Origin of the sequence: Ramlibacter sp. Leaf400 (assembly GCF_001424545.1) — a bacterium.
Taxonomy (GTDB): domain Bacteria; phylum Pseudomonadota; class Gammaproteobacteria; order Burkholderiales; family Burkholderiaceae_C; genus Ramlibacter.
The window spans coordinates 94,316-108,003 of the sequence record NZ_LMQL01000001.1 but is presented as its reverse complement, the minus strand read 5'-3'; the positions used below and the strand labels follow the sequence as shown (position 1 = coordinate 108,003).

The following is a 13,688-nucleotide window of genomic DNA, read 5'->3' as shown; positions in this document are numbered from 1 at the left end:
AAAAAACGCCCCTCGCGGGGCGTTTTTGCGTTCCTGGGAAAGACCCGGTCAGGAGGCCAGCGCCGGCTTCCCGACAGCCCGGGCGGCGGGCTGTGCGCCCTCCGAAGCCACCGCGACGGCCACCGGCTCCAGGCGCGCGACCAGCCCGCTGCGGTCCTGCCGGTTGCGCAGCACGATGCGCAGCCCGCAGCGCTGGGCGGCGTTCTGCGCGATCGACAGGCCCAGGCCGCTGCCACGCGTGCCGTTGCCCGGCACGCGGAAGAAACGGTCGAACACCCGCCCGAGCTGGTCCGGCGGGATGCCCGGGCCGGTGTCCACCACCTCGATGGCCGGCCCCTGCGCGGTGGACGACAGCCGCACGTCCACCACGCCGCCTTCGGGCGTGTAGCGCAGCGCGTTCTCGATCAGGTTGTCCAGCGCGCTGCGCAGGTCGCCCGCGGCGCAGCGCAGCATCAGCGTGGTGGCGGGCAGGGGCGAGTCGACCTCCATGCCCAGGTCGATGTGGCGCTGGTCGGCCAGCGCGATCAGGCCGTCGATGCTCTGGTGCACCTGCGCCTGCAGGTCCACCGCCACCACCGGCTCCTGCCCCGCGCGCGCCTCGTTGCGCGACAGCTTGAGCAGCTGGTCCACCAGCCGCTGGGCGCGGTCGACGCCGGCCCGCAGCTGGCCCATGCTCTCCTGGCAGGCGCCGGCGGGCATGTCGCGGCAGACGTTCTCCAGCTGCAGGCCGACCGCCGTGATCGGCGTGCGCAGCTCGTGGGCCGCGTCCTGCACGAAGCGGCGCTGGGTGTCGAAGGCATCGCGAAGCCGCGACAGCAGGCTGTTGAAGGACGCCACCAGGGGCTTGATCTCGGCCGGCACCCGCGTCATGGGCAGCTCGCGGATGCTGTTCTCGTCCTGCAACGCCGCCTGGCGCCCGATGGCCTGGATCTCGCGGGACAGCGTGGCGGCCACGCCCCACAGGATCAGGATGGCCAGCGGCAGCAGGATCAGCACGGGCGCGAGCGCCGCCCCGGCCCGCTCCACCGCCAGGTGGCGGCGGAACTCGCCGCTTTGCAGGATCTGCACGCGGTGGCCGCTGCCGGCCGACGGCTCGGCGGCGTAAAGGCGCCAGTGGCGCCCGTCCACCGTCACGTCGTGGAAGCCGGGCGTGCGCGCCATCGGCGCGCCGATGGGGGTCATGGACGCGGCCTCGATCTGGCCGTCGCGGTTCCAGACCTGCGCGATGTAGCTGCCCCACTTGTGCACGCGCTCGGGCGCCACCGGCGGCAGCGCGATGCGGTCCTCGCGCTGGGCCAGCGAGTCGCCCAGCTGCTGCATCTGTTCGTCCATGAAGGACGCCACCATGCGGTTGTAGGTCCAGTAGGAGAAGCAGGCCGAGGCGGCGCCGACCACCAGGAACAGGGGCACCAGCCAGAACAGGAGCGCCCGCCGCAGCGAGCACATGGGACCGGAAGACAGGATGTGCATGTCAGTGGGCTCCCTTCTGAGCCGGCGCCGGCGAACCGGCGGCGATGCGCCAGCCCAGGCCGCGCACGTTGCGGATGACCTCGGCGCCCAGCTTGCGCCGCATGCCGTGGATCAGGACGTCGACCGCGTTGCTGCTGACCTCCTCGCCCCAGCCGTAGATGCGGCTTTCCAGCTGGTCGCGCGAAAGGATCGCGCCGGGCCGCTCCAGCAGCGCGTGCAGCAGCGCGAACTCGCGCGCCGACAGCTGCGAGCGCTCGCCCTGCACCATCACCTCGCGCGTGGTCAGGTCCAGTTGCACGGCCTCGCTGCCGATCACCGAATGGGCGGCGCCGTCGCGGCGGCGGATCACCGCCCGCATTCGCGCCAAGAGCTCTCGGAATTCATAGGGCTTGACCAGGTAGTCGTCGGCCCCGACATCCAGGCCCGTGATCCGGTCGTCCAGGCCGTCGCGCGCCGTGAGGACCAGCACCGGCGTGCGGTCACCCTTGGCCCGGGCGGTGCGCAGCACCTCGATGCCGTCGCGGCGCGGCAGGCCCAGGTCGAGCAGCACGCAGGCGTAGCCGCCGTCGTCCAGGGCGCTCTGCGCCAGCAGGCCTTCCTTGACCCAGTCGACCGACCAGCCGTTGGCCTCCAGGGCCTTGTGCAGGCTCTGTCCGATCATTTCATCGTCTTCGACCAGCAGGACGCGCATCAGGACTCCCAGTGGAAGGTGGGATCTCCATTCCAGCGCGCTTCCCGGCGCGCTTCAAGCAGGTAAACCGCGCCGGCTGCCGCCAGCAGCACGAGGAGCGCCGCTTCCAGCCCGGCCATGACGCCGCCGCTGGACTGCCAGGCCAGCAGGAAGCTGCCCTTGGTCAGCAGCGCCGCCAGCAGGGCCGGCCAGCGCCAGGCCGGAACGGCCACCGCCACCAGCAGCACCAGCCCCGTCGTGCCGGTGAGCCACTGGACCTGCTGGGCGGCCAGTTCGGGGCCGTCCGGCGGCACCAAGGCCAGGCCCAGGGTCACAGCGGCGGAGACGGCCAGCAAGGCTGTCGCGACACGGGCGGTCAGGTCATGCATCGCAGGCCTCCGGGAAGTGCGGTTTGGGGACCTTGGAGCGTAGCGAAGGTGTGTTAGCCGGGGGTTAGACGACCGTCGGCCGGTGGGGTCCGACGAGCGGAGCGGGGCGCCACTGATCCGTGCAACTGCGCCGCCGGTCGTGGCTGCACGGCGCTTTTCGTTGCTTACTCGCCACAAATCGGCTTGAGCTGATGCCAAAAGCGCCCGAGGGGAGGTGTTGTCTGCCGTCCGGACGGTTGGGCTTCATTGCAAAGCGTTACAGGCCCACCTAAAGTCGAGCCACCTTAAGCAATTGGCTTAAGCCCAGCTACAGCTACTCCCTAGGAGGCCCTAAGTGAAACAACTGATCCGTAACGCCGCCCTCAGCCTGGCCGCCCTGTCCGCCGTCGTGTTCGCCCCGGTCGCCAGCGCGCAGTCCCAGTTCAAGGTCGACCTGACCCTGACGCCCAAGTGCTACGTCAACATGGTGGCGGGGACTCCGGCCGACGTCGACACCACCGATGTCACCCTCACCTACACGGCGTTCCAGAGCACGGATGCGGAGAGCTCCACCGGCTTCAACGTGACCTGCACCAACACCCTGGGCTACTCCATTGCCGTCACCGCTGATACCAACACGATCGCGGGCGTCGACTACTTCCTCAAGCTCGCCGCTGGCACGACCGCCCAGTACACCAGCGCCACTGGCGGCGGGACGCTGAACACCCTCGCCGGCAGCGGCAGCGCCCAGGCCTACACGATCGGCGTGCGCGCACCGAAGGACCAGGCCGGCACCTGCGCCGGTCCCGCCGCCTGCAACGGCCAGAACACTCATACCATCACGGTCAGCTACTGACCTGGGGTACCTTTCCGGGAGTTCGGCACTCCCGACTGCACGGCATGATCAGGATCACCACTGCGCTGCTTGCAGCCCTGGCCGCCCCGGCCGCCTGGCCCGGGACCAGCCAGTTCTCGGTCCGGCTGACCGTCTCGGGCGAGAAATGCACCAGCGAGACCGTGAGCGCAACGGCCGAGGCCGTGGTCCAGGTGATCTGCAGCGGCGGTCCCTTCGTCAGCATCGAACCGGCGAACCCGCGCCCCCGCACGGCGTCCCTCACCCGCACGGTGGCCGGCGCCAGCGGCGGCGCCTTCCGATACGTCATCGGCTCGCCGGAGGCCGCCCTGGCAGGTTTCGTGCCGCTCGCAACGACGGACGGCACCACTGCCTATCCACCGGAGGGCACGGTCACGGGGTTCCGGGTCGTCGGCGACTCGGTAGCGGACAATCATTTCGAATTGCTCATCAGTTTCTGAAGGCAACTCCCGCCCAACCATGGCAACCCGCCCTGGCGGCCGCCACCGTGACCACCCCGCCATGAACGCTGCCCAACTGCTCGCCACCGGATTTCGCACCGCCTGCCTCGCTGCCGCGCTGGCGGCATCGTCCGCGGCGACGGCGGGCAACTTCTCGGTGATCCCGGTGCGCATCTACATGGCGCCGGCCGACCGGGCGGTGGCGGTGACCATCACCAACGAAGGAGACACCGAGGTCGCGCTGCAGGCGGACTTGTACTCCTGGAGCCAGAAGGCGGACGGCTCTGACGACCTGGTGCTCACCGAGGACCTGATCGTCGCTCCGCCCATCATCAAGCTGGCCCCCCGCGCCCGGCAGGTGGTGCGGCTGGCGCGCCTGACGCCGCCGGACCTGCAGCGCCAGCTCACCTACCGGCTGATCGTGCGCGAGGTCCCCGAGGTCACGGCGCCCAGGGACGACAAGGGCATCGTGATGCAGCTGCCGATCGCGCTGGCCATGTCCATGCCCATCTTCATCACGCCCCCGGCCGTCCAGCGCGACGTGCAGTGCCAGGTCTCCCGCATGGACGAGCAGAACCTCGCGGCGCTGTGCCAGAACACCGGCACCGCCTACGCCCAGATCCGGACGATCGTGCTGACCCGCGGCGACCAGGAGCTCGCCAAGTTCGAAGGCGGCACTTACATCCTTCCCGGTTCACGCCGGTCCATGAGCATCAAGGCGGAGCGCTCGATCGCCGCCGGCCCGGCCGTCGCGCGCGTGCTGTACGACGACGGCAAGACCAGCGAGCTCCCTGTCCGGCTTCCATGAGTCGACCAGGATGCGCAGCGGCCCCTCCACGTTCCCGCCTCCTTTGCGCCTTGATGGCCGCGATGGTGGTGGCGGGCGCGGGCTGGCGGGACGCTGACGCCCAGGTTCCAGGAGGGCCCGTGCCCGGCCCTGCACCTTCCCCCGCTGCCTCCCGCCCACCCACGCCAACCCGGGTGGTGGCCTTCGATGTGCGGCTCAACGGCCGGGCACTGGGCAACTGGTCGCTGCTGCAGCGCGGCGGCGCGTTCTACCTGCCCGTGACCGACCTGCCGATGTGGCGGCTGCGGCCCCGGGCCAACGTTCCGGTCTTCGAGGACCGCGGGATCCTCTGGTACCCGCTGGCCGCCCTCCCTGGCGTGGAGTTGCGGCTGGCCTCGTCGGAGAACCGGCTGGACGTGGTGGTGCCCGAGTCGGCCCTCCTGCCCCAGGGACTGCCGCCGCTTCCGGGCGGCGGAGCGGCCACTGCCGCCGCGCCCCCACCCGCCGCTCCCCTCGAGTCCACCCGCCGCTACCTGCCGATGGAGGTGAAGGTCAACGGCAGCCGCTCGGGCAACTGGGTGCTGCTGGACCAGCAAGGCGTGCTGCATGCGCCGGAGGAAGCCTTCACCGAATGGCGGGTCACGCGCTCGCCCCAGGCCACGCCGGTCGAGGCCAGGGGCCAGCGCTGGTATGCGCTGTCGTCCGTGCCCGGGTTCGAATCGCAGGTCGACCTGGCCACGCAGTCGATCGACCTGCGCTTCTCGCCACAGGCCTTCAACGCGACCCGCATCGCAACGAACGCGCCGCAACGGCCGGCACTCACGCCAGCCATTCCGGCGGCCTTCCTCAACTACGACGTCAGCTTCACCACGCAGAACGCGCGCGGCCAGGCCGACGTACGGGAGCTGGGCGCGCTGGTGGAACTGGGTGTCTCCAACGGCTGGGGCGTGCTCACCTCCAGCCAGGTGGCCACCGGCCTGGCGAATTCGACCGATCCTGCCGGCTCGCAATGGCGCCGGCTGGAAACCGCGTACACCCGCGACTTCCCGCTGGAGAACGTTACCGTCCGCGTCGGCGACAGCACCACCCGGCCGGCGGTCGGCGGGCGCGCGGTGTACTTCGGCGGCCTGCAGGTCGCCCGCAACTGGGCCCTGACGCCCGGCTTCGTCACGCAGCCGGTGCCGCTGGTCACCGGCGTGTCCACGGCGCCCAGCACCGTGGAGCTCTACATCAACGACGCGCTGCGCCAGACGTCGCGCGTGCCCACCGGCCCCTTCGCGATCGAGAACCTGCAGCAGCTCACCGGCAGCGGCCAGGCACGGGTGGTGGTGCGCGACGTGCTGGGCCGCGAGACCGTGTTGGTGCAGGACTTCTTCACCCACGGCGCCCTGCTGGAGCAGGGCTTGAACGACTGGAGCGTGGAGGTCGGCGCGGTGCGCCGCAACCTGCTGCAGCGCAACGCCGACTACGGCCCCCACTTCACCAGCGGGCTGTTCCGCCGTGGGGTGAGCCCGTCCACCACGGTGGAAGTCAAGGGGGAGGCCGCCGAGGACACGCAGGGCCTGACACTGGCGTTGACGCGGGCGCTGCCTGCCCAGGTGCTCGGCCAGGTCTCGGTGGCGCGCACTCGCGACGCACTCGCGGGCAACGGCTTCCAGGCCACGCTGGCCCTGGAACACCGCAACCTGCGCCATGGCTTCACCGCCCGCTGGGAACACGCCAGCGCCGCCTTCCGCCAGCTCGGTTTCGGCAGCGGCTTCCTGCCGCCGCGGCTGGTCGCCTCGTTCAGCTACAACTACACCCACCCGGACTGGGGCAATGTCGGCCTGGCCTTCGCGCGCAGCGACACGCGCACCAGCGGCGAACTCAACACCTATTCGCTGAACTACACCGCCCGCGTGGGCCTGGCCAGCTCGGTCGCCCTCTCGCTCACGCGCGTCACCGGCGCCAGCCGCGGCACGGCGCTGGGCATCAGCTTCGTGGCCCCGCTGGACAAGGGCATCACCGCCACCGGCAGCGCCAGCTCCCGCGACGGCCAGGCCGACGCCTATGCCGGCGTGAGCCTGCCGCTGAACCGGGAGACCGGCTTCGGCGGGCGAGCGCTGGCCGGCACGCGGGCGGGCGAGACCTTCAGTGAAGGCGGCGCCTACTACCAGGGCAATCGAGGCTTCGCGACCGCGGACCTGTTCGCCTCGACCAACCAGCAGATCCTGCGGCTGGGCGGGCGCGGCGGGCTCGCGGTGGCCGACGGCCAGGTGTTCGCCGCGCGCCAGATCGAGGACAGCTTCGCCGTCGTGCACGTGCCCGGCTACCCGAACGTGGGCATCGGGTTCCAGGGGAGCAGCCTGACGCGCACCAACGCCGACGGCGTGGCCATCCTGCCTCGCCTGCGCCCGTACGACGTCAACAGCATCCGGCTGGACCCACGCGAGCTGCCGATCAACGCCGAGCTCGACAACATCGAGCAGATCGCCGTCCCCGCCTCGCGCAGCGCCGTGAAGGTGACGTTCCCCGTGCGCAGCGGCCGCGGCGCACTCATCAAGCTGCTGCTCGATGACGGCGAGCCCGCACCGGCCGGCGCCGAAGTCGAGCTGGTGGGCGACCGCAAGGAATTCTTCGTGGCTCGCCGCGGCGAGGCCTTCGTCACCGGACTGCAGCAGAAGAACCAGATCCGGCTCAAGCACAACGGCCGCACGTGCAACGTCGACGTGAACCTGCCCCCGGCGGGTCCGGACGACACGATCGCCCGGGTGGGCCCCCTAACCTGTTCGGGAGTGACGCGATGAGACCCCTCCGGATCCCGGCCCTGCTGCTCCCGCTGGCCGCTGCCTTCATGCACGTGGACGCAAGCGCCGCCGGCAGCTGCACCGTCACCAGCGTGGCGTTCACCGGCGTGACCTACAACAACACCGCGCTCACCGGCACGGGCACGGTCAACTACACCTGCACCCGCACCTCCAATGGCACCGACGGCTCGCCGATCACGTTGCGGCTGAACGCGGGTCCCGGCTCCTTCTATGCCGGCAACAGCCGCAATGCCGGCAACGGCGGCAACCGGGTGGCCTACAGCCTGGCCACCACGGCGGCCTGGGGCGACGGCTTGACCGCCGGGCTGGGCAACGGCCACACGATCTCGGTGGCGTTCCAGGGCGGGCAGTCCACGACCTCCTCGGGATCGTTCGCCTTCACCTTCAGCATGGCGGGCTCGCTCAACCCGTTGAGCGGCCTGGTCTACACCGACACGGTGGCCATCACGGGCACCTGCACCACGGCCAAGTTCACGCCCTGCACCGTCATCGGCAGCAGCATCCCGATCAGCATCACTGTCCCCACCAGCTGCAGCGTCTCCACGCCTCCGGGGACGCTGAACCTGGGCTACACCTCGTTCCAGACGACTTCGGGCGTGGGCAACGTGTCGTTCGCGGCCCAGTGCAGCAACGGCGGGCCCTACCGGATGAGCGTGACTCCCACCAGCGGCACCGTGCTGGGCGTGAACTACAACCTGAAGCTGGGCACGACAGCAGGCAGCGCCACCGACATCAGCAGCAGCACCACGTACAACCTGACGGGCAACGGCTCACCGGTCACCTACTACATCAATGCGACGGCGGCGCAGGGCCAGTCGGGCACCTGCGCCACCGGTAGCTGCCTGGCCAGCAGCCCGCCGCACACGCTCAACGTCGAGTACTGAAGCGGCCGCTTCTCTCAGAACCTCTCCCCCGCCCCCAGATACCGCCAACTCCCCACCGGCAACTGCCCCAGCGCCACGCGCCCGATGCGCACGCGCTTGAGTCCCACCACCCTCAGCCCCACCAGCTCGCACATCCGCCGGATCTGCCGCTTGCGCCCCTCGGTCAGGACAAACCGCAGCTGCTCCGGGTTCTGCCAGTCGACCCGCGCGGGCTTGAGCTGGCGACCATCCAGGCTGAGTCCATGTCGCAGCCGGGCCAGTTGCGCGGCCGGGAAGGCGGCCTGCACGTTGCGCTCCACCGCGCCGAACTGCACGCGCACCAGGTACTCCTTTTCCATGCCGGAGTCCTCGCCGATCAGCTGGCGGGCGACGCGGCCGTCCTGCGTGAGCACCAGCAGGCCGGTCGAGTCGATGTCCAGCCGGCCGGCCGGCGCCAGGCCGCGCAACTGGGCCGGCGAGAAGCGCTGCTTCGAAGGGTCGCCCTGCCAGTGGTTGCGGTCCTGCACCAGCGTCACTGCCGGCTGGTAGCCGTCCTCGGCCTGGCCGCTGACGTAGCCCACCGGCTTGTGCAGCAGGATCGTCACCTGCTGCTGCTGGTGGCCCTTCGCGTGCTGGTCGACCTCGATGCGCGCCTGCGGTCCCACCTGCATGCCGACGGTGGCGACCGCGCCGTCGACGCGGACCCATCCGCGGCCGATCCAGTCGTCGGCCTCGCGGCGCGAGCACAGGCCCAGGTCGGCCATGCGCTTGTTCAGCCGCACCGGGGCGTTGGGGTCGGGCGTGGCGTTCTGCGGGTGGCGGTTCATCGGGCCACCGCCTTCCCGCCGGTGCTGCTGGTGCGCAGCGCCGACAGGTCCAGGATGCGCAGGCCGCCGTACTCGACGCGGATGGCGCCCTGCGCCTCCAGCGCCGCCAGCGCTTCGTTCACCCGCTGGCGCGACAGCCCGACCAGGTAGCCCAGTTCCTGCTGCGTGATGCGCAGGACCTCGCCCACGCCGGGGTACAGCACCGGGTTGAACAGCGCGGCCAGGCTGCGCGCCACCCGCACGTCGGGATCGTTCAGGCGGTCGATCTCGCGCGCCGCGATGAACTGGCCGAGACGCTCGTTGAGCTGGTTCATGATGAAGCGGTTGAAGCCGATCGAGTGGTCCAGCAGCCAGTGGAAGGTGTCGACCGGCAGGCCGGCCACCACGCTCTTGCGCAGCGGCTGGATGTTGTAGCGGTAGGCCTCGCGCTTGAGCACCGTGCCTTCGCCGAACCAGCCGCCGGGCGGCACGCCGGTGAACGTGACGGTCTGTCCCTGCGCGCTGTCGCTGCTCATCTTCAGCAGCCCCTCGACCACGCCGAACCAGTAGGTGGCCGGCCGTCCCACCCGGCAGACGAAGTCGCCGGGCAGCGCGTCGCCCACCGTGATGTGGCTGGCCGCGCGCTCGTACTCGGCGGGCTGCAGTTGCCGCAGCCAGGGGATGCCGTCGAGCTCCTGGGCCGTGGGGCGGCGCCTGCGCTGGTGCAGGGGCAGCTCGTGAGCAAGGGCTTGCATGCGGGAAAGTCCGTTGAGGGAAATCCCGCGGATTGTCGTTGCAAAGACAACTTGGCGTCAAAGTCCTGCCTACCATCCGCCCACTTCACGACCTTCGCCCATTCCAAGGACCCGGATGGACAGCACGTTCCCCCGCCTTTTGCTCCAGCATGCCGACCGCCGGCCCACGGCGGCCGCCATGCGCGAGAAGGAATACGGCATCTGGCAGACCCTCACCTGGTCGCAGCTGGCCCAGCTGGTCGAGCGGCTGGCCTGCGGCCTGCACCAGGCCGGCCTGCAACGCGGCGAGCACATCGTCGTGATCGGCACCAACCGCCCGCGCCTGTACGCCACCATGCTCGCCGCGCAGTCGCTCGGCGCCGTCCCGGTGCCGCTGTACCAGGACGCGGTGGGGGCCGAGTGCGTGTTCCCCATCACCAACGCCGAAGTGCGCTTCGCCTTCGCCGAGGACCAGGAGCAGGTCGACAAGCTGCTGGAGATCCGCCCGCAGTGCCCGCTGCTGCAGCGGGTCTGGTTCGACGACCCGCGCGGCCTGCGCAACTACAGCGAGCCGGGCCTGGCCGCGATGGACACCCTGCTTCAGGAAGGCCAGGCCTTCGCCGCGGCCAACCCGAAGTTCTTCCGGTCCGAAGTGGAGAAGGGCTCGCCCGAAGACGTGGCGGCCATGTTCTTCACGTCCGGCACCACCGGCAATCCCAAGGGCGTCGTCCACACCCACCGCGCCATGGTCGACCGGGCGATGGCCGGGGCCGAGTTCGATCGCCTCACCGAGCGCGAGGAGGTGCTGGCCTACCTGCCGCCGGCCTGGGTCGGCCAGAACATCTTCAGCTACGCCCAGTGGCTGGCCTGCGGCTACGTGGTCAACTGCCCCGAGTCGCCCGCCACGGTGATGATTGACCTCAAGGAGATCGGCCCCACCTACTACTTCGCGCCGCCGCGGGTGTTCGAGGGGCTGCTCACCACGGTGATGATCCGCATGGAGGACGCCGGCGCCCTCAAGCGCGCCGTGTTCCACCGCTTCATGAACCTGGCGCGCCGCGTCGGCCCCGCCCTGATGGACCGCAAGCCCGTGGGCGCGGGCGATCGCCTGCTGTACCGCCTGGGCGACCTGATGGTGTACGGGCCGCTGCGCAACAACCTGGGCTTCTCGCGCGTGCGCGTGGCGTACACCGCCGGCGAAGCCATCGGCCCCGACCTCTTCACCTTCTACCGCTCCATCGGCATCAACCTCAAGCAGCTGTACGGCTCCACCGAGACGGCGGTGTTCGTCTGCCTGCAGCCGGACAACCAGGTCCGCGCCGACACCGTGGGCGTGCCCTGCCGCGGCGTGGAGATCAAGCTGGCCGACAACGGCGAGATCCTGGTGCGCTCGCCCGGGCTGCTCAAGGGCTACTACAAGAACCCGCAGGCCACGGCCGAGGTGCTCACGCCCGATGGCTGGTACCACACCAGCGACGCGGGCTTCATCGACGCCACCGGCCACCTAAAGATCATCGACCGCGTCAAGGACGTCGGCCGCATCAAGGGCGGCGCCAACGACGGCGCCATGTTCGCGCCCAAGTACGTGGAGAACAAGCTGAAGTTCTTCCCGCACATCAAGGAAGCCGTGGCCTATGGCGACGGCCGCGAGAAGGTCTGCGTGATGATCAACATCGATTTCGAGGCCGTGGGCAACTGGGCCGAGCGGCGCAACCTGCCCTACGCCGGCTACACCGACCTGGCGCAAAAACGCGAGGTCTACGAGCTGGTCAAGGACTGCGTGGAGAAGGTCAACGCCGACCTGGCCACCGACGAGAAGCTGGCCGGCTCGCAGATCAGCCGCTTCCTGGTGCTGCACAAGGAGCTGGACGCCGACGACGGCGAACTCACCCGCACCAACAAGGTCCGGCGCGGCTACATCGCCGACAAGTACCAGGTGCTGGTGGACGCGCTGTACGGCGGCAAGTCCGAGCAGTACGTCGAGACCCAGGTCAAGTTCGAGGACGGGCGCACCGGCAAGGTGAGCGCCACCCTGCAGATCATGGACGCGAAGACCTTCGCGCCGGTGAGGGCGGCGGCATGAACATGATGACCGACGCAGCCGTCCTCGAGCAGCAACGACAGGCCACGCAGCGCACGCCCGAGCGCCGGCTGGGCGAGGTGGTGCTGGACGTGCGCAACATCTCGCTGGCCTTCGGCGGCGTCAAGGCGCTGACCGACATCTCCTTCGACGTGCGCGAGCACGAGATCCGCGCCATCATCGGCCCCAACGGCGCCGGCAAGAGCTCGATGCTCAACTGCATCAACGGCGTCTACCAGCCGCAGCAGGGCAGCATCACTTTCCGCGGCAAGACGTTCAGCCACATGAGGAGCCGGCAGGTCGCGCAGATGGGCATCGCGCGCACCTTCCAGAACCTGGCCCTGTTCAAGGGCATGAGCGTGCTGGACAACATCATGACCGGCCGCAACCTGCGCATCAAAAGCAACCTGCTGCTGCAGGCGCTGCGCATCGGGCCGGCCGAGCGCGAGGAGATCCGCCACCGCGAATACGTGGAGCGCATCATCGACTTCCTGGAGATCCAGGCCTTCCGCAAGACGCCGGTGGGCCAGCTGCCCTATGGCCTGCAAAAGCGCGTGGACCTGGGCCGGGCGCTCGCGATGGAGCCGCAGGTGCTGCTGCTGGACGAGCCCATGGCCGGCATGAACCTGGAAGAAAAGCAGGACATGTGCCGCTTCGTGCTGGACGTGAACGACGAGTTCGGCACCACCGTCGTGCTGATCGAGCACGACATGGGCGTGGTGATGGACATCTCCGACCGCGTGGTGGTGCTGGACTACGGCCGCAAGATCGGCGACGGCTCGCCCGACGAGGTGCGCAACAACCCCGAAGTGATCAAGGCCTACCTGGGCACCTCGCACTAGGAAGCAGAACAACCATGGGATTCTTCCTCGAGACCCTGCTGGGCGGCCTGATGTCCGGCATGCTGTATTCGCTGGTGGCGCTGGGCTTCGTGCTCATCTTCAAGGCCTCCGGCGTCTTCAATTTCGCGCAGGGCGCCATGGTGCTGTTCGGCGCGCTGGCGATGGCGCGCTTCGCCGAATGGCTGCCCGCCTGGACCGGCATCGAGAGCCGCGTGTTCGCCAACGTGGTCGCCTTCCTGATCGCCGGCGCCATCATGTTCGTGGTGGCCTGGCTGGTCGAATACCTGGTGCTGCGCCACCTGGTCAACCAGGAAGGCGCCACGCTGCTGATGGCCACGCTGGGCATCACCTACTTCCTCGAGGGCGTGGGCCAGACGGTGTTCGGCAGCAGCATCTACAAGATCGACATCGGCATGCCCAAGGACCCGGTGATCGCCTTCGAGAACGTGTTCCAGGGCGGCATCCTGATCAACAAGGAAGACCTGTACGCCGCGATCATCGCCGCCGCCCTGGTGGCGGTGCTGACGGTGTTCTTCCAGAAGACCTCCACCGGCCGCGCGCTGCGCGCGGTGGCCGACGACCACCAGGCGGCGCAGTCCATCGGCATCCCGCTGGCGCGCATCTGGGTGATCGTGTGGTGCGTCGCCGGCGTCGTGGCGCTGGTGGCCGGGATGATCTGGGGCAGCAAGCTCGGCGTGCAGTTCTCGCTGGCGACGGTGGCCCTGCGCGCCCTGCCCGTCGTCATCCTGGGCGGCCTGACGTCGGTGCCGGGCGCCATCATCGGCGGCCTGATCATCGGCGTGGGCGAGAAGCTCTCCGAGGTCTACATCGGCCCGCTGGTGGGCGGTGGCATCGAGATCTGGTTCGCCTACGTGCTGGCCCTGGGTTTCCTGCTGTTCCGGCCGCAGGGCCTGTTCGGCGAAAAGATCATCGACCGCGTCTAGGCC

General features: G+C 69.7%; 13 protein-coding genes. 8 read left to right on the top strand and 5 right to left on the bottom strand.

What is annotated here, in order from left to right:
* Positions 1 to 48: 48 nt before the first annotated feature.
* The 3 genes from ASG30_RS00480 to ASG30_RS00470 are packed head-to-tail and all read right to left on the bottom strand — an operon-like array spanning position 49 to position 2,529.
* Complete coding sequence (locus ASG30_RS00480; RefSeq protein WP_055890977.1) at positions 49 to 1,470, bottom strand: ATP-binding protein; 1,422 nt, start codon at positions 1,468 to 1,470, stop codon at positions 49 to 51.
* Position 1,471: 1 nt separating this feature from the next.
* A complete protein-coding gene (locus ASG30_RS00475) occupies positions 1,472 to 2,161 on the bottom strand; it encodes a response regulator (protein WP_055890974.1) in 690 nt (229 codons plus the stop codon).
* Positions 2,161 to 2,529 (bottom strand): hypothetical protein, encoded by a 369-nt coding sequence (locus tag ASG30_RS00470; protein ID WP_156385366.1) that lies wholly within the window; start codon positions 2,527 to 2,529, stop codon positions 2,161 to 2,163. The genes ASG30_RS00475 and ASG30_RS00470 overlap by 1 nt, the downstream gene beginning before the upstream one ends.
* A 334-nt stretch (positions 2,530 to 2,863) precedes the next feature.
* On the opposite strand from ASG30_RS00470, the gene ASG30_RS00465 reads away from it, so the two are divergent.
* The 5 genes from ASG30_RS00465 to ASG30_RS00445 all read left to right on the top strand — a co-directional run bounded on the left by ASG30_RS00465 (position 2,864) and on the right by ASG30_RS00445 (position 8,300).
* A complete protein-coding gene (locus ASG30_RS00465) occupies positions 2,864 to 3,364 on the top strand; it encodes a hypothetical protein (RefSeq protein WP_055890968.1) in 501 nt (166 codons plus the stop codon).
* 44 nt (positions 3,365 to 3,408) lie between these two features.
* Complete coding sequence (locus ASG30_RS00460; RefSeq protein ID WP_055890965.1) at positions 3,409 to 3,822, top strand: hypothetical protein; 414 nt, start codon at positions 3,409 to 3,411, stop codon at positions 3,820 to 3,822.
* A gap of 61 nt (positions 3,823 to 3,883) precedes the next feature.
* Entirely contained in the window at positions 3,884 to 4,630 is a 747-nt protein-coding gene (locus tag ASG30_RS00455; RefSeq protein WP_055890963.1) for a fimbrial biogenesis chaperone, read from the top strand.
* Between the two features lie 176 nt (positions 4,631 to 4,806).
* Complete coding sequence (locus ASG30_RS00450) at positions 4,807 to 7,395, top strand: fimbria/pilus outer membrane usher protein (protein WP_235579708.1); 2,589 nt, start codon at positions 4,807 to 4,809, stop codon at positions 7,393 to 7,395.
* Positions 7,392 to 8,300: a spore coat protein U domain-containing protein gene (locus tag ASG30_RS00445; protein WP_055890960.1), complete on the top strand. Its 909-nt coding sequence runs from the start codon at positions 7,392 to 7,394 to the stop codon at positions 8,298 to 8,300. The genes ASG30_RS00450 and ASG30_RS00445 overlap by 4 nt, the downstream gene beginning before the upstream one ends.
* Positions 8,301 to 8,314: 14 nt before the next feature.
* Here ASG30_RS00445 and ASG30_RS22305 read toward each other — a convergent pair whose 3' ends face one another.
* Together ASG30_RS22305 and ASG30_RS22300 are read right to left on the bottom strand one after the other, a co-directional pair.
* Entirely contained in the window at positions 8,315 to 9,106 is a 792-nt protein-coding gene (locus tag ASG30_RS22305; protein WP_055890953.1) for a pseudouridine synthase, read from the bottom strand.
* Positions 9,103 to 9,840: a Crp/Fnr family transcriptional regulator gene (locus ASG30_RS22300; RefSeq protein WP_055890950.1), complete on the bottom strand. Its 738-nt coding sequence runs from the start codon at positions 9,838 to 9,840 to the stop codon at positions 9,103 to 9,105. Before ASG30_RS22300 ends, ASG30_RS22305 begins: the two co-directional genes overlap by 4 nt.
* 115 nt (positions 9,841 to 9,955) lie before the next feature.
* On the opposite strand from ASG30_RS22300, the gene ASG30_RS00430 reads away from it, so the two are divergent.
* From ASG30_RS00430 to ASG30_RS00420, 3 genes are read left to right on the top strand one after another with little or no spacing between them, the layout of a single operon-like run.
* Complete coding sequence (locus ASG30_RS00430) at positions 9,956 to 11,902, top strand: AMP-dependent synthetase/ligase (protein ID WP_055890947.1); 1,947 nt, start codon at positions 9,956 to 9,958, stop codon at positions 11,900 to 11,902.
* Positions 11,899 to 12,741: an ABC transporter ATP-binding protein gene (locus ASG30_RS00425; RefSeq protein WP_442965640.1), complete on the top strand. Its 843-nt coding sequence runs from the start codon at positions 11,899 to 11,901 to the stop codon at positions 12,739 to 12,741. Before ASG30_RS00430 ends, ASG30_RS00425 begins: the two co-directional genes overlap by 4 nt.
* Positions 12,742 to 12,755: 14 nt before the next feature.
* Positions 12,756 to 13,685, top strand: coding sequence for a branched-chain amino acid ABC transporter permease (locus ASG30_RS00420; RefSeq protein ID WP_055890944.1), 930 nt, complete (start codon positions 12,756 to 12,758; stop codon positions 13,683 to 13,685).
* Positions 13,686 to 13,688: the final 3 nt, after the last annotated feature.

Excerpts from the sequence above, each read along its gene's own strand:
- ASG30_RS00480 (WP_055890977.1), bottom strand. The coding sequence starts at position 1,470 with ATGCACATCCTGTCTTCCGGTCCCATGTGCTCGCTGCGGCGGGCGCTC.
- ASG30_RS00475 (WP_055890974.1), bottom strand. The coding sequence starts at position 2,161 with ATGCGCGTCCTGCTGGTCGAAGACGATGAAATGATCGGACAGAGCCTG.
- ASG30_RS00470 (WP_156385366.1), bottom strand. The coding sequence starts at position 2,529 with ATGCATGACCTGACCGCCCGTGTCGCGACAGCCTTGCTGGCCGTCTCC.
- ASG30_RS00460 (WP_055890965.1), top strand. The coding sequence starts at position 3,409 with ATGATCAGGATCACCACTGCGCTGCTTGCAGCCCTGGCCGCCCCGGCC.
- ASG30_RS00455 (WP_055890963.1), top strand. The coding sequence starts at position 3,884 with ATGAACGCTGCCCAACTGCTCGCCACCGGATTTCGCACCGCCTGCCTC.
- ASG30_RS00445 (WP_055890960.1), top strand. The coding sequence starts at position 7,392 with ATGAGACCCCTCCGGATCCCGGCCCTGCTGCTCCCGCTGGCCGCTGCC.
- ASG30_RS22305 (WP_055890953.1), bottom strand. The coding sequence starts at position 9,106 with ATGAACCGCCACCCGCAGAACGCCACGCCCGACCCCAACGCCCCGGTG.
- ASG30_RS22300 (WP_055890950.1), bottom strand. The coding sequence starts at position 9,840 with ATGCAAGCCCTTGCTCACGAGCTGCCCCTGCACCAGCGCAGGCGCCGC.
- ASG30_RS00430 (WP_055890947.1), top strand. The coding sequence starts at position 9,956 with ATGGACAGCACGTTCCCCCGCCTTTTGCTCCAGCATGCCGACCGCCGG.
- ASG30_RS00425 (WP_442965640.1), top strand. The coding sequence starts at position 11,899 with ATGAACATGATGACCGACGCAGCCGTCCTCGAGCAGCAACGACAGGCC.
- ASG30_RS00420 (WP_055890944.1), top strand. The coding sequence starts at position 12,756 with ATGGGATTCTTCCTCGAGACCCTGCTGGGCGGCCTGATGTCCGGCATG.